General features: G+C 63.1%; 12 protein-coding genes and 2 pseudogenes. 5 read left to right on the forward strand and 9 right to left on the reverse strand.

The genetic code is table 11. The features are described from left to right. Window positions 1–24: 24 nt before the first annotated feature. Together ACSSVZ_RS13495 and ACSSVZ_RS13500 are read right to left on the reverse strand one after the other, a co-directional pair. Complete coding sequence (locus tag ACSSVZ_RS13495) at window positions 25–792, reverse strand: alpha/beta fold hydrolase (RefSeq protein WP_453970782.1); 768 nt, start codon at window positions 790–792, stop codon at window positions 25–27. A 172-nt stretch (window positions 793–964) separates the two neighbouring features. After that, window positions 965–1,558 (reverse strand): annotated as a pseudogene (locus ACSSVZ_RS13500) (aldehyde dehydrogenase family protein); the annotation flags it as partial. A gap of 799 nt (window positions 1,559–2,357) precedes the next feature. On the opposite strand from ACSSVZ_RS13500, the gene ACSSVZ_RS13505 reads away from it, so the two are divergent. Then, window positions 2,358–3,353: a 4,5-dihydroxyphthalate decarboxylase gene (locus ACSSVZ_RS13505; protein ID WP_453970784.1), complete on the forward strand. Its 996-nt coding sequence runs from the start codon at window positions 2,358–2,360 to the stop codon at window positions 3,351–3,353. 72 nt (window positions 3,354–3,425) lie between these two features. On the opposite strand, the gene ACSSVZ_RS13510 is transcribed toward ACSSVZ_RS13505, so the two are convergent. Beyond that, a complete protein-coding gene (locus ACSSVZ_RS13510) occupies window positions 3,426–3,917 on the reverse strand; it encodes a MaoC/PaaZ C-terminal domain-containing protein (protein WP_453970785.1) in 492 nt (163 codons plus the stop codon). A gap of 173 nt (window positions 3,918–4,090) precedes the next feature. On the opposite strand from ACSSVZ_RS13510, the gene ACSSVZ_RS13515 reads away from it, so the two are divergent. From ACSSVZ_RS13515 to ACSSVZ_RS13530, 4 genes are all read left to right on the forward strand, one after another. Further along, a complete protein-coding gene (locus ACSSVZ_RS13515) occupies window positions 4,091–4,978 on the forward strand; it encodes a DMT family transporter (RefSeq protein ID WP_453970787.1) in 888 nt (295 codons plus the stop codon). Window positions 4,979–5,277: 299 nt separating this feature from the next. Continuing rightward, on the forward strand, window positions 5,278–6,255 hold the full coding sequence (gene dctP / locus ACSSVZ_RS13520; protein ID WP_453970789.1) for a TRAP transporter substrate-binding protein DctP: 978 nt from the start codon (window positions 5,278–5,280) through the stop codon (window positions 6,253–6,255). A gap of 80 nt (window positions 6,256–6,335) precedes the next feature. After that, complete coding sequence (locus ACSSVZ_RS13525; protein WP_453970791.1) at window positions 6,336–6,848, forward strand: TRAP transporter small permease; 513 nt, start codon at window positions 6,336–6,338, stop codon at window positions 6,846–6,848. After that, on the forward strand, window positions 6,848–8,161 hold the full coding sequence (locus ACSSVZ_RS13530; protein WP_453970792.1) for a TRAP transporter large permease: 1,314 nt from the start codon (window positions 6,848–6,850) through the stop codon (window positions 8,159–8,161). The genes ACSSVZ_RS13525 and ACSSVZ_RS13530 overlap by 1 nt, the downstream gene beginning before the upstream one ends. Before the next feature lie 512 nt (window positions 8,162–8,673). Here the strand turns inward: ACSSVZ_RS13530 and ACSSVZ_RS13535 are convergent. The 6 genes and pseudogenes from ACSSVZ_RS13535 to ACSSVZ_RS13560 all read right to left on the reverse strand — a co-directional run. Next, window positions 8,674–9,295, reverse strand: a pseudogene (locus tag ACSSVZ_RS13535) (IS3 family transposase); the annotation flags it as partial. Between the two features lie 373 nt (window positions 9,296–9,668). Further along, window positions 9,669–10,046 (reverse strand): hypothetical protein, encoded by a 378-nt coding sequence (locus tag ACSSVZ_RS13540; RefSeq protein WP_453970793.1) that lies wholly within the window; start codon window positions 10,044–10,046, stop codon window positions 9,669–9,671. Between the two features lie 32 nt (window positions 10,047–10,078). Further along, window positions 10,079–11,635: a type IV secretory system conjugative DNA transfer family protein gene (locus ACSSVZ_RS13545; protein WP_453970794.1), complete on the reverse strand. Its 1,557-nt coding sequence runs from the start codon at window positions 11,633–11,635 to the stop codon at window positions 10,079–10,081. A 634-nt stretch (window positions 11,636–12,269) separates the two neighbouring features. Continuing rightward, complete coding sequence (locus tag ACSSVZ_RS13550; protein ID WP_453970796.1) at window positions 12,270–14,216, reverse strand: DUF3732 domain-containing protein; 1,947 nt, start codon at window positions 14,214–14,216, stop codon at window positions 12,270–12,272. Then, window positions 14,213–14,725 (reverse strand): three component ABC system middle component, encoded by a 513-nt coding sequence (locus tag ACSSVZ_RS13555; RefSeq protein ID WP_453970798.1) that lies wholly within the window; start codon window positions 14,723–14,725, stop codon window positions 14,213–14,215. Before ACSSVZ_RS13555 ends, ACSSVZ_RS13550 begins: the two co-directional genes overlap by 4 nt. A 3-nt stretch (window positions 14,726–14,728) precedes the next feature. Next, the gene (locus tag ACSSVZ_RS13560; RefSeq protein ID WP_453970800.1) at window positions 14,729–15,940 is read right to left on the reverse strand and encodes an ABC-three component system protein; all 1,212 of its coding nucleotides are present in this window, start codon (window positions 15,938–15,940) and stop codon (window positions 14,729–14,731) included. Between the last annotated feature and the right edge of the window lie 146 nt (window positions 15,941–16,086).

Below are 16,086 nucleotides of genomic sequence, written 5' to 3' on the forward strand. Positions count from 1 at the left end.
GTCGTTGCCTCTCTGTTGTGCGGGCTAGCCACCCGCCAGAAACTCGGCCAAGGCCCCGTGAAAGGCGTCCTTGCTGTCGATCGGGATTAGGTGCCCGCACGAATCCAAAACGGACACCGCGGAATTGCGGCTAGCGCGGACACAGGCCTCGCCGGTGGCGACGGAAGCGACCGGGTCGTCCGCGCCGTGTATGTAGAGCTGGCGGCAGGAGACCTTCGCGGCGACGTCGACCGGCTCGAAGCGCGCGAGTTCGCCCACGACCTCGAGCGCGGGGGTCAGCGGCGCCGACCTGAACATGTCCTCCACCCAGCGGCGGGTCGCGTCGCTCTGCTCGTTGTGGAACAGGGCGGCGGCGGACCTGCGCGCGAACTCCGGCCAGTCCCGCCGCATCGCCTTTGGCATGCGTTCATAGGGCAGGCTCGCCGCCGCGCTCGGTACGCCCACGGAGACGATGCCAGAGATGCGAGTGCCGTCCTCAGCCGCCGCCGCTAGGCCGACCGCAGCGCCGTAGGCGAAGCCCACGAGCACGACGTCGCGAAGCTCGAGCTCAGCGAGCGCTTCGAGCAGGTCGGCGGCATGTCGGGCGATGCCGTAGGGGCCCGGCAGGTGCGAGGAGCGGCCGAATCCCGCAAGGTCGAGGCTCAGCGTCTCCGCGGTCCCCGCAAGGCTCTCCTCCGCGTAGGTCCACAGGGAACTGTTCAGGCACCACCCGTGAAGAAAGACGACGGGTCTCCCGTTGCCGCGTCGAAAGACTGCGAGTCCGGTGCGCGCTAGGAAGGGCGGATTCCGCATTTTGACCTGGCAACCTCTGTGTGTGTCGCGACGGGAACCGTCCGAGACGCCGGCATTCGATTGGCCTAATACATAACAGTATGTCATAATATGCGTCAACTGTTTTGATCGTATCCTTTCAAGTGACCGCGGATAGCCTGACACTCGAGACGCGGCAGGACCCAGGCGCGGCTCAGCCCGGGATCGATGCCGCCGGCCGGCGGATCACCCCATGACGTTGACGGTCTTGATCCGGGTGTAGGAGAGCAGCTCCTCGAGCGACTTCTCGCGGCCGATGCAGGTCTGCTTCACGCCTCTGGACGTGCGTGCCGACACCGTTGACCTCGGTATAGAGCTCGTCCTCGTCGCGCCGCCGCCGCACGCAGAGCACCGGGCCGAAGATCGCTTCCTGGACAATTCTCATGTCTGCAGAGAGACCGTCGGCGATGGTGGCATTGTAAATGAAGCCTGCTGTCGATCCGGACTCCTGCGGCCGCCGGCCGCGGACGACGATCCTGGCGCTATCGCGGCGCGCCTCCTCGACATGGGCCTCGCCCCGGTCGCCATGCTCCGCGGAGATCAGCGCCCCCATGCGCGTATCCAGATCGACCGGGTTGCCCGGGACGATGTCGCGGCAAAGCTCCGCTGCCCGATTGAGCACCCGGTCGGCGACCGCCTCGTGCAGGAAGGCCCGGCTGGTCGAACCGCAAGACTGGTTGCACCACCTGAAATTCATGCCGCGGACCATCGCCTCGGCCACGGCGTCCGAATAGGCGACCAGCGCGTTCTTGCCGCCGAGCTAGGGCCGTCTCCCGTACGTGGTCCGCGCTGGCCCGCAGGATCGCCCGGCCTGTGCTCACGCTGCCGATGAGCGCGATCTTGCCCACGTCGGGCGAGGAGGCAGGGCGCAGCCGGTCGCCCTGCTGTTCTTCACGATGATCCGCTCGACATGTGCACCCGTCGTGAAGTGCCCAATCGTAGCGCTGGCGAACGTAGCGGACATCTGTGTCGAGCCCGAGATCGCGGTACCACGGCGCCTGCGTGATGGAGAAGTGGTTCACGGAATGGAGCTGGTGATAGATGCCGGGAAGCGTCCCCCCTGCGTGCTCCAGCCGCCGCCGGAGACGAGCCATCGCTCGAGCACGACGACCTTCAGCCCGCAGCGGGCGAGATACGCGCCGAGGATCAGCCCGTCCTGCCCGATCCGATGACGATGCCGTCTTATTCCGTGTCCACGGGATCGCCTCTCCGGGGGCTGACCTCTTGTGGCGGCTCCGGGGCATCCTCGTCCGGCCGTGACGGGTGCCCCGTGACTGACGTTGCGAGCCGATGCCGCAGCACAGCGGAGGATGGCACAAAAGTTGACAGTCCATCGATATTGCATGTTGCATATTATGCCTGGTTTGGATAGAGCCGGATCGGCGCCTTCGGCTCAGCGGGGCCGATGCACCGCCCTGCCGCGAGCACGAGACGACGGCGGGCGCAACGCCTGCCGGGCCGGACGGACGCCGAGGCCGCCCGCCTCGGGATTCGGCGACGGACGGGCGGGACGGGACGGCAACTTCCATAGGGGAAACAGACCGACGATGACTGACATCCGACTGACGGCAGCCTTCGGCGACTACGATCAGACGCGGGATCTCGCGAACGGTCGCGTCTGCGTCAAGGGAATCGATCTCACGGTGCTTAACTACGACGTGGAGGAGATCTTCTTCCGGTTCCATGACCGCTTGGAATGGGAGGTGTCGGAACTGTCGATGGGCATGTACACCTCCGCGATCTCGCGCGGCGACGACCGGTTCGTCGCCATTCCAGCCTTCCCCTCCCGCGTCTTCCGGCATTCAAGCATCTACGTCCGCGAGGACGGCCCGGTGCGCCGCCTCGAGGACCTCGCCGGCAAGAGGATAGGAATCCCGCAGTGGTCGCAGACGGCGGGCATCTACGTCCGTGGCTGGCTTTCGGAGACCGTTGGGATCGACCTGACCTCGATTAAGTGGGCCCAGGGCGGGGTGAACGATCCTGGGCGGCAGGAGCCCTCGAAGCTGCGCCTTCCCGATGGGATAGGCATCACCCCCGTCGCCGACAGGAGCCTCAACGATCTCCTGTGCGCGGGCGAGATCGACGCCGTCATCACCGCCAGGCCGCCGAGCGCCTTCACGCGAGGCTACGGCGGGCTGCGTCACCTCGTCGAGGACTATCCCGCCGCCGAGGCCGCATACTACCGGGAGACCAATATCTTTCCCATCATGCACACGGTCGCGATCCGCAGGGACGCGTACGAGGCCAACCGGTGGATCTCGCGGAATTTGTTTGTCGCGTTCGAGGAGGCGAAGGAGCGGAGCCTCCGCCGCCTGATGGACCTCACCGCGGCGCACGTGCCCTTGCCTTGGATCATGAACCTCGCGCAGCAGGCCAAGAGCCTGTTTCCAGAGGATGCTGGTCCCTGGCCGTACGGGCTTCACCACAATCGCGCGACGATTGAGGCCTTCCTACGCTTCGGTTACCAACAGGGCGTCTGCCACCGCCACCTGTCGCCGGAGGAGCTGTTCGCGGAGGAGAGCCTGGCTGACGTGCCGGTCTGAAGGCGCGGCGGCTGGGGCCCGTCTCCGGCCGTGCCACAGGCCGCCGACCACCGCCCGTGCCAGCCCCGGTGGTCAGGCCGGTGCCCCCTGTCGCGACTTGACGACCTGGTTGTCCGTGAAGGTGAGCACGGCTTCGCCCGCGCCGTTGCAGACCTCGTAGGCGATGCGTACGATTCCGAACGGCTTACGGCGCGGTGGCCGCACCTCGAGGATCTCCACGTCCACCGTCAGCATGTCGCCAGGGTAGACGGGCCTGGAGAAGCGCACGTCGTCGAGGCCCGCGCCGCCGACGACGGTGCGGGCGTCGAGAAACCCGCTTCGGATCGCCAGCGCATGCGTGGCGGCGAGCGTGTGCAGGCCGCTGACGATCATCCCGCCGAAAATCGACGAGCGGCCGAACTCCTCGTCGAGGTGGAACGGAAACGGATCGAGCGCCTGCGCGAACTCCTTCACGGCCGAAGGGAGCATCTCCGTCGAGCCGAGCCGTCGGCGCTCCCCGGCGGCGATGTCCTCCAGGAAGCCTAGCGGGCCGGTTCCCTCGGTCGTGATGGGCAGGACTTCCATCCGTGCGTCTCCTCGGTAGGGTGGGTCTCGGGCGATACAGATAACGATCATTTAGGATAAGTGTTATCCGTCAAGATCGTTGGCTTCAAGTCACCGGCACCTATCTTGAGGCCACCCGCCGCCGCCGACGCACGCTCGCGCCCACCGGCTCCCAGCTATTAAGAGGCAAACACGTGTCGAACCCGCGAGAGCGGAAACGGGCCGCGTTGTGGATGATCGGCTGCATCCTGTCGCTCACCGCCATGGCACTCGTCGTCCGGGCGCTGGCGGGAGATCTCTCGGTCTTCCAGATCCTGTTCTTCCGCAGCGTCGGCGGCATTCCGGTCCTCGTCGCGGTGGCCTTATTCAAGTTCGGCCGCGACATCCGCAAGGGGCTGGTCACGCAGGTCTTTCCGATGCATGTCCTGCGCAACGGTATCCACCTCGCGGCGCAGCTCGGCTGGATTTACGCCGTAGCGTCCGTTCCCCTGGCCACGGTGTTCGCCGTGGAGTTCTCTGCGCTCGTCTGGGGCGTGGTGCTCGCCGCCCTCATCCTCGGTGAACAACCGAACGCGAGGCAGGTCGGGGGCGTCCTTCTTGGGCTCGCCGGGATCGGGGTAATCCTGCAGCCTTGGGCGGCGTCCCTCACCCTGGGGATGGTAGCGATCCTTCTGGCCACCTTCGGATTCGCTGGCACCTGGCTCAGCACCAGGATTCTCGCGCGGACCGAAGCGCCGCTCGCGATCCTGTTTTGGATGTGCATCGTCCAGAGCCCATTGAGCCTGGTGCTGAGCCTGACGGACTGGCTGCCTGTGCCGCTCGCGGCGGTGCCGTTTCTCGTTCTTCTGGCGCTGTGTTCGCTGAGCGCGCATTTCTGCCTGTCAAATGCCCTGCGTCTGGCCACCGTCGCCCAGGTGGCCCCCTTCGACTACCTGCGGCTGCCGTTGGCCACCGCGGCCGGGACGATCCTCTACCACGAACCTGTCGAGGAGGGCGTCCTCCTTGGCGGAGCTGTTGTGCTGGCAGGTGTCGTGCTCAGCCAGGCGCGGGCACGGGGCGGGCGCGCGGCTTCGGGCCAATAGTCCTATGGACGGGATCGGGTGTGGAGGGGTCCCGCATCAGGGGTTGAGACGGCGTAGCGCGCAACAAGTGCATTACACCACATGCCCTCTGTTGACATGTTATCTATCAAAGTGTCTATTTTCCGTTGCACTGAGCCCGTGGCAGTCGCCCGCTTCGTGATCGGGAGGAATTTGGATGACATTCGCGTCGACCCGTTCGAATTCACGCGGGCGTGGTGTCGGGCCGGCGGCATGAGCCTTCCAGGCGCTCGCTCGACGGCCGCCAATCAAACGAAGCAACGCAAACGAGGGAGCGAAACATGATCAAGAGAACACTTGCCTGCCTGGCCCTGCTAGGAGCCTTGTCAGCACCCGCCTCTGCGGAGGAGGTCGTCCTGCGCTCGGTGTCGGCGTGGCCAGACAATTTTGAGTTCACCCAGCAGTACCTGAAATTCGTCGACCGGGTAAACGAAGCTGGCAAGGGCGTCGTCCAGATCCAGCATGTCGGCGGGCCCGAGGTGGTGCCAACGCAGCAGCAGGACGCTGCGATCCGCAACGGCGTATTCGACATCCAGATGGGTGCCGCAGCCTACTATAACGGCGTCGTGCCCGAGGCGGACGCACTCTATGCGTCGGAGAAGAACCCGGTCGAGGCGCGAGAGTCGGGCGCGCTCGATATCCTGAACGAGATCTGGGGCAATAAGCTAAACGCGCGGATCCTCGCCTGGCAGAGCGGCGGCCTCGGTTTCTACATCTATCTGAGCGACAAGCCGAAGTTCAACCAGGATGGCACCTTGGACCTGACTGGCGTGAAGCTGCGATCCGCCTCTGCCTACAAAGAATGGTTTGAGGAACTCGGCGGAACGAACTTGATGATGCCCCTTCATGAAGTATTCACTGCATTTGAACGCGGCATGATCGAGGGGCTCGGCACGTCCGCGATCAGCTTCACTGATCTCCGCGTTGATGATTACATCAACTATCGCATTGGCCCGGCCGTCTGGCAGTTAGATATTCTGATCTTGATCAACGCCGACCGCTGGGACACGTTGCCTGACGACGCGAAGAAGATTCTGACCGACGCAGCCATTGCTCACGAGAAAGAGACCATGCGATCCTACCGCGAATACGCCGCCGAAGAAGAGCGCAAGATTCAACAGGCCGGAATTGAGTTCATCGAACTCGAGGGCGAGGCCGCAAAGAAGCACGTCCAGATCGCCCACGACGCTGTCTGGAAGCGGCTGGGCGAACGCGGCCCGGAGAACGTTGAGCGCCTTCGCGAGGCACTGAGCGAGTAGCCCCGACCAACATGTCTCGTTTGAGAGGCCAGCCCAGCGAGACCTGGCGGCTGGCCTCTACCGCTCAGAGGTGAAAGCTCGTGTCCAGCATAAAGACTGCCTATGACCACGTGATCGACGTGGGCTGTGTCGCCGTGGCCGGAGGCACGATAACCCTGGTCTTCCTGGCCGTCGTCTACGACGTGATCGTCCGGTCGCTGGGCCTGCAGCCGCCGATCGGCACAACGGCCTACAGCGAGCACGCAATGCTGGTCCTCACCGTCGTGATCGCGCCGTATCTGGTGCGGCACCACGGCCATGTGAGGATCGAGGTGCTGCTGCGGACGCTGCCTCCCCGGGCATTTGCCGCCCTGCGGCTAGTTGTTGCTTGCGTCGGTGCGGGTGTTTGCCTGGTCGTCTGCTACTATTCGGTGCTGATGGGCTACGAGGCGTGGCTGCGCGGCGAAATGGACATCCGCGCCATTGCCGTTCCGCGCTGGGCGCTCTTCGCGGCGCTGACCGTGGGCTTCGGCCTATGCGCCATCGAATTCATCGGCCATGCCGTCCGCTTCAGGAGAGAGGACGACGAGGAGCAGCGGGTGGAGGGCCTGTGATGATGGACTGGTACATGGCGGGCCTGTTCCTCGTCGGGACAGTCCTCATCCTCATGTCGACGTCGCTGCCGGTCGCCTTCGCCTTCATCCTCACCAACATCGTCGGTGTCATGGTGTTCATCGGACCCGAGGCGGGGCTAAAGCAGCTCGTGGCCAACGCCACCACCGCCGTCAGCTCCTTCTCGCTCGTCACCGTGCCGCTCTTCGTCCTGATGGGTGAGATCTTCTTCCACACCGGGATCGCTACCCGCGTCTTCGACGTGCTCGACAAGATCATGGGTCGGGTGAAGGGGCGCCTCGCCTATCTCACCATCGGCGGCGGCACGCTGTTTGCGACCCTGTCAGGGTCGAGCATGGCGAACACGGCGATGCTCGGCGCCACACTTCTGCCCGAGATGAAGCGACGGGGCTATAAGGACCATCTGGCGCTCGGACCGATCGTCGCGTGCGGCGGCCTAGCCGCGATCATCCCCCCATCCTCGCTCGCGGTCCTTCTCGGCAGCCTAGCGCGCCTGGACATCGGCGGGCTCCTGATTGCTGCCATCATCCCTGGCATCATCCTCGCCGTACTCTACGTCTTTGTGGTCTTTGTCTCGGTGCGCATCGATCCCGAGGCCGCTCCCTCATATGCCCACGAGAAGGTGAGCCTCCCGAGATCCTTGCTGCTGATCGTAGCGAATTTGCTGCCGATGGGAATCGTGGTGTTCATGGTCATCGGCCTCATCCTGCTCGGTGTCGCGACACCGACTGAGTCGGCCGCGTTCGGCGTCCTCGGCGTCCTCATCGTCTCAGCCATGTTCCGGGCGTTAACCTGGACAGCGCTAAAGCGCGCCTTGCTCAATTCGGTCAAGGTGAGCGGGATGGTCTTTCTCATCATCATGGCATCTTCGACCTTTAGTCAGCTCCTGGCATTATCTGGCGCGTCTGCAGGGCTCATCCGATGGTCGACCTCGCTGGACGTTGCGCCGATTGTCGTCATCCTCGTCATGCTGCTAGTGCTGCTCTTCCTCGGAATGCTGATGGAGTCGGTGTCGATAATGATGCTGACAATACCGATCTTCTTTCCGCTCGCGCAGGTCTTCGGGTTCGATCTCATCTGGTTTGCGATTCTGATGTTGATCGCGCTGGAGATGAGTCTCGCAACGCCGCCCTTCGGCCTTTGCCTTTTCGTGCTCCTAGGCGTGGCGCCGCGCGGCACGACTCTCTGGCAGGTGAGTCTGGCGGCCCTTCCCTATGTTCTCTGTACTTTATTGCTGATTGGGCTGATCATTATCTATCCAGATCTGACAAGCATACTGGCACCTAGTCGTTAAGTGGCCAATTCCGAATAGCGAGGCGTCGGCGATCGCGACTTCGACGGCTTCCCGGCCAAGCGATTTGAGTGGGCGGTCCGAATATTTGGCGAACGGGATCATGCCCTGCCCGACAACAGTGATGTCTCAGTTCGGCCCCCCGAGAATCGCACGCTTTGCGGCGGGACGCCGATGCGGCCAGCCTTCTTCGCGACTCGTGCGGAAAAGGCCTCCGTCCCCCCGATGAGTTGAAGCCCGCCGCCCGAGGCTGCGCTAGACGCCATGGCTGCGGCGATGACCGCCCCCGGCTCACCCCCGCGGTGACCCGGCGGCGGGAGGGGGCGCTGGGACTGGCCGTCGTCGATTTCACCGGACGCGGCGAAGGCCTGGTCGAGCACGACGGATGGATCGTCGCGGCCGATATGCGCCTCGACCGCCCTGCCGGTCAGGGAGAGGCGGTGTTCGCCGACGCCGCGCGGCGCCGCGGGCCCGACTTCCCGGACCGCGTCGATGGCGATTTCGCCGTGGCGCTGCCTCAGCAGGTAAGGATAGCTGCGATGCTGCGGATGCGGCTCGTTGGTCTTCGGTGCCTGGTAGATCGGCGACAGGCCTATTCTGCGCATCAGCCGCCGGACCCGCTTGCGGCCGACGCACCAGCCCGGCGACGCAGATGCCGCACCACCTGCCGCGACCCATACGAGGGCGTTTCCATGAAGGCCTCGTCGATGAGGCACATCAGTTCGAGGTTTTCGGACGTCTCGCCCGCCGGCTGTCGATAGAACGAGGCCCGCGAGATCGAGACTCGTTCGCATTGACGGCGGATCGAGAGCCGTTCGTGATCGGGGTCAATCATCAGTCTCCTCCGATCCAGGCTCAGCGATCGAAGGCCTCGACCAAAAACTCGCGCTCGACAACGAGCTGGCCGATCTTGGCGTGCAGCTTCGTCACCTCAGCCTCCCGGCCGACCTGTGCATCCGTTGCCTTCTCGTCGAACGCCTTGGCCAAGTTCTCGACGGCATGCCGCTTCCACTGGGTGATCTGGTTGGGGTGAAGCTGATACTTAGACGCCAGCTTCGAAATCGTCCGCTCACCGCGGATCGCCTCAAGTGCAACCTTCGCCTTGAACTCGGCCGTAACCTGTCTGCGTGTCTTCATGCTGGATCGTTCTTATCATCGGAAGATCCACCTTATGCCCCTGTCTCAAAAACCGGCACGACCTCAGCCCTCCTCGTCGATAAGCCGGATCGCCGCGGCCAGAATAACGCCCTTCGACAGGCCCTCGTCGCTTTGCCTACCCCCCCTCCTACGATTAGAAGCAGCGTGCGGTCGGTTGAGGTGTCGGGGCATAGCGACTCCGGATGTTTGCGAATCAGGTCTAGGTAAGAAAGTCGGTGGAATGACTGCCTCGGTTACAGCCGATTTCTCTCGATCGATCAACGACGTAAAGCTCGGTGCGAATTGTGCTAGATTTGTCCCATTCAGAAGACATTCTTTAATTTCCGTCACCGAACCGCCGGACACTCGCAGCTTATCTCGCGCCTCGATCCGACGGTCGTCCCCAGAATGCGATCTCGTCTGCCCGGTCGATCCAGCCGACGACGAAGTGCAGGGTCCGCTCGCCCTGATCGGTGATGGCGATCGCCGTGCAACGACGCAGCTCGGCGCCGTCGGCAATGCTCCATACCTCTCTGATGGAGTGGAGGCCGAAGACCGCGAGATCGTCGTTCTCGGCGGCATAGCCCGCCTGAACGATCCGCCGACCCTCGTCGGCGTTGCAGGGCGGCAGCTTCGGTGGCGGCTTGGCCGTGGCCAGGCCGATCGTCACGCCGAAGACGGCGGCCGCAACCGCGATCATCGTGAACAGCTGCCAGGTGGCGGCGGTGTTGGGATTGGTGTTCGGGTCCATAGCGGTCTCTCCCTATCTTGCTTTCTGGTTTTCTAGTTGTCGTCCTTTCGTGCTTCCGCCCGCCGTTCCGCGAGCGCCTTGCGGGCGCGGAACGGCTCCTCGGCAAACCAGCGGATCTTGCGCGACCGGATCGGCGGGCAGGCCTGGACGAAGAGAAGCTGGTGGATGGTCGGCAGGGCCATGACTTCGTCCGGCGTCATCAGCTTGCGCGCCTGCAGCCCCTCGCTCGTGGAAAAGTGGTTGGGCAGCAGCGACAGCGGTCCGGCCGTTGCCCGGCTGATGCTGGGGGCAATCACGGTGCGCGTGCCGAGCATGTTGGAAAGCTCGGCGGCGGTGGCGTAGTCGGTGACGTTGAAGGCCTGGCGGACTGCGCAGTTGGCGATCATGGAGCGCCAGCGCGGGTAGATCTGCATCAGCTGGTCGAGATCCTGGAAGAACAGCCACAGGCTGGCGCCATAGCCGGCCAGCCAGCCGATGCCGGCCTCGATCGGCTCCATCCGTCCAAGGGCCGCGGTCTCGTCGAGGAAGAAGACGACGGGCTCGCGCCGGGCAGTGCGAGCCCGGGTCGTGGCCACGAGCGCCAACCCCACGAACAGACGGACGAACGGACGGTAGGTCTCCAGCAGCTCCGGCGGCAGGATCAGGTAGAGGCTGGTCGGTCTCCGCTTCAGGTCCTCCATTATGAAGTCGGAGGCTTCGGTCGCCCGGGCGAGCAGCGGGCTCTTCCAGATCTTCATATGGGTCTGGGCCGTAGAGATCACGGCGGAGCGCTCGCGGATCTCCTTCTGGGAAAAGCCCCGTGCCATGGCGGCGATTCCTGCATGATCAAACGCGAGGATCTCCTCAAGAAGGTCCTCGAACCCGTCCTGATCGCGCATGAGAAGCGTCCAGACGTGGCTGAGCGTCCGCTCCACCCCGGTGCGGGCGTGAGCCACGTAGAGGAGCAGGCAGGTGATCAGCGCCTTGGCTTCGCTGTCCCAGAAGGTCTCCGGACCACTGGAGGTGACCAGCATGTCGGTGATGAGGGTGGCGTCGTCGATCTCTTCCGCCTCGCCAACCCGGATGAAGTCGACCGGATTGAACCGGGACGTCTCCACCTGCCGGTCGAAGGGGGCGATGGCATGCACGCGGCCGAGGCTTTCCCGGAAGGCAGCGCTCGCCGCATGGTTCTCGCCCTTCGGATCGATGACGAACACCGATCCCGGATGGTCCAGAAGATTGGGAATGATCGAGCCCGCCCCCTTGCCGGAACGGGTCGGCGCAAAGGTCAGCAAATGCCCCGGTCGATCGAAGCGCAGGAACGTCCGACCAGTTCGTCCGAGAATGAGTCCGCGGCGGCCGCGGAGACCGTGGAAATCCAGATCGCGGCGCGTGGCAAAGCGGGCCGAGCCATGGAGGGTGGCCCATCGTCGGTGCCGGCGGATCCGGAGCCAGAGTCCGGCGCCAAGAACAAGACCAAATACCACCATCACGGGGACCAAGCCCCAGACGAATACGAGCGAGAGTCCCGCAAGCACCACCAGGGTGCGGCCGAGAAACCGCACGGGGGCTCGCACCAGCAAAGCCCACAGGAAGGCCAGAGCGTGCATCGGCGACGCCTCCTTCGTTTATTGCAACCACATGCTTATGGGTGGCGGCACGAATGGAGGCGGCTTTTGCTTGCGGAAATGAGAGAACTGCGAGAGGCTTGAAGATGTTGCCAGCCGAATACAGACGTCGCGTTCCCGGCGTTTATTGCAACCCGAGCGGCTGGCAACACCTGTTTATGGACCGCCAATCCTGATCAACACCTGACATCTCCCGAAAGAGAGTATGCGCCTTACCCCCACTTGGGGGAGGCGTGTTTGCGCGGATTTGCGGCAGTCCTCCGGGCAGAGCAACCCGCGTGTTTTCGGGCTCGGGCCAAAGAATGCACGCCCGGCTGACTGACGGCGTTCCCCGCAACCGTGATCAGCAAGCGGCGAGAAAGCCGAATGCCTTGGAATTCGCTATCGTGCGTCAACAGTTGGCCGATTGAGGTTCGTCAGGTCCTGGTAGAGGACTTGGCTAAGCTGCCCTTGAGCTGTCGTCTCATACTGCTTCGCCTGACGCTTTGATGGTCGCCATTCATGTTCGGCGGGTTTGCGCGGACGCTTGATGGCTGACTGCCGTACTCTGGCGATGAACTCAATGCGGAGCGATGGAGTCATTTGAACGGGTTGGCTGCGCCTAAGACACCAGCCTTCATGATGAAGCCGGTCGTAACCAAGGTGGGGGCACGAGCTTGATGTTATCACGCCAGCGCTGCGCGATGGCGTCTCGGAACCAGTCGTCTAGCAATTCGACATGATCCATCACGATGATTTGCATACCAGGATGATGCGCATTGCAGTATTCAAATAGCAATCGGTAAAGCCGGGCCACAGCGGCCTGGTCCTCGTCGCTTCTGCCGTCGATTTCCCCAACGTCTCGGTCAGGCGGGTAATGGGCCTGCGAGGGCTGGTCCAGCATGAGAAACGCCGGGACCGGTCGATTGCGCGCGCGGAATAGGCCATGCAGCGCGAGGTGGGCTGCCACGTGATAGCCCACCCAGTTTTCGCCGCTGCCGATCTGAGGGAGAGCCAAAGGTCCGTCAATCGTATCAGCGACCACAGTCAGATTCTTACGATCCAAGCGCAAGGCGTTCTCGCCGTGCTCTAGGTCGAGGTCGCGGGCGTACTTAGTCAGGTCTCGGCCGACGAGGCCGAGAGCGGTCGTGAGGCGCTCCTCTATCGCCTCTTGGTCGAGCAGTTGCTCTAGCTCGGCGACCTCGGCCCGCGCCCTAGCGATGGCGAGGCGAAGCCCATCGTCTGAAGCGACCGTCTGGGCGTTCTCAAGATAGTAGCCGATACGCCCAGCCATCCGAGCTTGCTCGGTGAATTGGTCTTGCTCGATCCGAAGCCGCTCGTTTGCGGAGATTCGCGCGATGATGTCCGTTTGTACGTTCCGTAGTTCGTCGTCGACGGCGTTGCGCTGGGCCTCAAGCTCCGCTAGGCGGGACTGTAGGCGAGGATTGTCCCGGTTCACCGACTGGAGCTGTCCTTCGAGCGCGCTTAAGGTTCGCCTGATCTCTGTGACCGACGGAATAGGTGTAGGCAGGTGACTATCGCAAAGTGGGCAGGATTCGGTATCGCCACTGTCGTCAGATAAAAGGCCGATTGAGACTAGGCGCGCTTCCTGTTCTCTAGCCTCAGTCTGAAACTCTGAAGCTTCCCGCTCAAGACGGTTAATTTCGGCGATTTCATCCCGAATTTCCTGCATTTCTCCGCGCAGGCGGCGCCTTCGGTTCTCAAGGTCGACAAGATCCGTCGCTGGATCATCGTTGCGGGCGTATGCAAGTTCGCGCGGCGCTGCGGCGGTCGCCAGCAGCGCCCGGATATCCGCAGACGTCTCGCCGAAGGCCTCGAGTGGAAGCAAACCAACCCTCTTAGCGTCCTGCAGCAGCACCCGGGCGGTGCCCGTCGCCTCGTTCGTTAGTGAGCGGGCCTCGGCGTATTCACGTTCAAGCTTACGAAGCCGCCTCCGGGCTTCGTCATAGCGCATGCGTTGTAGGTAGTGATCTTCCCCCATTGCGCCGACAAAATAGGGAAGCGTGTCCTTGATATGCTGCGGGATGAACTGCTCACCTTGGCGGTGGAAGAGCAGTCGGCGATTGGCGATCTCGTCCTGAGCCTGCAGGCAGAAGAAGATGGCCTGGCTGGCAGAGGCCTCCAGTGGAATGCGCGTAGCCCCGGGCTCCGGCACGTACTTGTTTTCGGCAATGCCGAGGATTCCTGACAGGTGATTGCGCAGCCCGTCGCCGGTCACGTTCTTTACGAATCCCTCCGGACTGTCGGGGAAGCCCTCTATACCCCGCGCGAAAAAGATCTCATCGCCGGCCTTGCCGGCGGGGCCAGGGTTGCGTCGCGCAATAAGGATGCCCTCGCCGTCCCGATCCAGCAAAATTGCGAACCAAGATACGCTGCGCCGAACTTCGCCCCCTGGCACTGTGCATTCGTCCCGCCCCCAGCAGTAATCTACGATTTCGAGGAGTGCCGATTTCCCGGTCTTTGCGGCCCCGGTGATGACGTTGAGGCGTCCGAGGGTGAATTCGACGTCGCGTCGTTCTCCAGTGTGAGAATAGATCGCTATCGCTCGAAGCTGCAGGGTCACGGCGTCACGCCTATTGTCTGGAGGATTTGCGCGGACGCTCCCTGGCTGCCGAACCAACGCCCAAGGAGGGCGGCGGCTCTGCGGATATTATCAACGGCGGGTGTGCTGACGGGCGGCTTAGCCGAGAGCTTAAGTGGCTTCACGCCCGTCCGCAGACCACCGGATCCAACTGCGAGCGCTCTATGTTGGGTCATAAACAGCAAGGCTTCGCGGCTGATGGGCCTCAGCTGTAGCGTGCGTTCTGGAAGCTCTGCTAGGATGGCTTCATTGTCCGCCGACCAGGTCGCGAAGGTTGTGTCCGCCCGGCCCGGCAATGCGGCGAGGGTAGGCGGGTGGAGGACCAGCGGGAGCACCACAAACGCGAGGGGTAACGGAAAGGGTAAGCCTCGGAGGCGCTCATAGTCCTTAGTCGCGCGGGCGATCAGTTCCCCGCAAAAAGCGGGGTTCAGCAGGGCCGCCTCTTCTGCCGGGCGATTCCGCCAGCTCAAGCTCCAGCGTGAGGTTGCCATAGATCAGGCATCCTCCGTGGCACACACAATCACGTAGTCCGGGTGCCATCCGACTCTCAAGTCGTTGGCGAGCATGTGATAGGATCCGACGGTCAGAAAGCGGTGAGTGACGGATCGGAACGGGAAGCGAGCCTCAGCTTCGATCCAATTGTAGACATCCTGGCCGGCAACATGTTGGGTGGCTAACGGTAGCTCTTCGGCGACGAGCTTCTCCTGCATCTGCTGAAATCGGGGCTGCCACTCTTCGATGAGTGTCACCTCGTACTTCGCAATCTCGCCGTCGAACACAAGGTGCTCGCGCACCCACTTCGACCGCTGAGTGAACGCCCGATAATAGTCCCGCTTGGCGTATTCTATTCTGTTGCTGCCAACACCGATGGCCTTGAGTTGCCGTACGAACGGTCGCCCCTCATAGTCCGCGATCTCCTCGACTGGCGGATCCGCGTGCTCTTGATCAGCCACCAATGCGGCGCGTTTCAATCCGTCGCGAATGTCGTCGAGCTTCGCTTCAACTTCCATTATCGATATCGCGCCGCTGGGCCGTTCCATGAGGGCTTTGCATACCCGCGGCCACCACCATCCCTCGAGCCGCTCACGCGCCAGAGTCACTTGTCCGCGTGGGGCGAGAAGTCGAAGATCGCTTTCGATAGCCTCGCCCAAGTCCATCAAAAGCGGTTGGCTGTCCAAGACCTCAACCGAACTCAGCAGCGATGCTCGCATCGCCGGGTTCAGTGCAAGAAAGGACGCATGCGCAGCTTTGAGGCTCTGATTGTCGCCGGCCTCGGCAATCGACGTAAGTACCGCTGCTGCGCTTTTTGGTGCGCGTCCTACGCCGGAACTGTAGGTGCTTGTGGGACGGAGCATGGACGCCGCACTGGCCTGAGGCGCTGAGCTCGTGGTAATGAGTACAAAGCGGGTACGAGCCGGCATTGTGGGATCAGTCGCCGCTAACTCGCTCCAGATCCGTAGGGTCTTCCATAGGTCGGCGCTCTTATCCGATAGACTGGCGACCCGGTCGATGTGATGCTTGGCCTGTAGAAGCTCCAGCGCCGTGCCGTCGCTCTCGAACGAGACATCGTCAAGTCGCTCAATGCCAATCTCGATGCAAGATCCGGCGTTCACGTGCTTCAAGCACATCGCCAGCGCCAACCGGGCCTGATACAGGTATCCGGCAGCTGACGGGGCAGCGCTGAAGCTCGAGGAACCAGTAGCCAAGTGAATCTCCCCTTGGTTGAAGGCTCCTACATCTTAGATATATGGCAATCTTCCGAATCGCAACTAGCATTCTCGCCATCCAGAGGTACGGTTTGGCATCTCGCGAGATGGGAAACGCTGACCGCTGAGGACGTAGCCTTGGGGCA

This window comes from Amorphus sp. MBR-141 (assembly GCF_053628695.1).

Excerpts from the sequence above, each read along its gene's own strand:
- ACSSVZ_RS13495 (WP_453970782.1), bottom strand. The coding sequence starts at position 792 with ATGCGGAATCCGCCCTTCCTAGCGCGCACCGGACTCGCAGTCTTTCGA.
- ACSSVZ_RS13505 (WP_453970784.1), top strand. The coding sequence starts at position 2,358 with ATGACTGACATCCGACTGACGGCAGCCTTCGGCGACTACGATCAGACG.
- ACSSVZ_RS13510 (WP_453970785.1), bottom strand. The coding sequence starts at position 3,917 with ATGGAAGTCCTGCCCATCACGACCGAGGGAACCGGCCCGCTAGGCTTC.
- dctP (WP_453970789.1), top strand. The coding sequence starts at position 5,278 with ATGATCAAGAGAACACTTGCCTGCCTGGCCCTGCTAGGAGCCTTGTCA.
- ACSSVZ_RS13530 (WP_453970792.1), top strand. The coding sequence starts at position 6,848 with ATGATGGACTGGTACATGGCGGGCCTGTTCCTCGTCGGGACAGTCCTC.
- ACSSVZ_RS13540 (WP_453970793.1), bottom strand. The coding sequence starts at position 10,046 with ATGGACCCGAACACCAATCCCAACACCGCCGCCACCTGGCAGCTGTTC.
- ACSSVZ_RS13545 (WP_453970794.1), bottom strand. The coding sequence starts at position 11,635 with ATGCACGCTCTGGCCTTCCTGTGGGCTTTGCTGGTGCGAGCCCCCGTG.
- ACSSVZ_RS13555 (WP_453970798.1), bottom strand. The coding sequence starts at position 14,725 with ATGGCAACCTCACGCTGGAGCTTGAGCTGGCGGAATCGCCCGGCAGAA.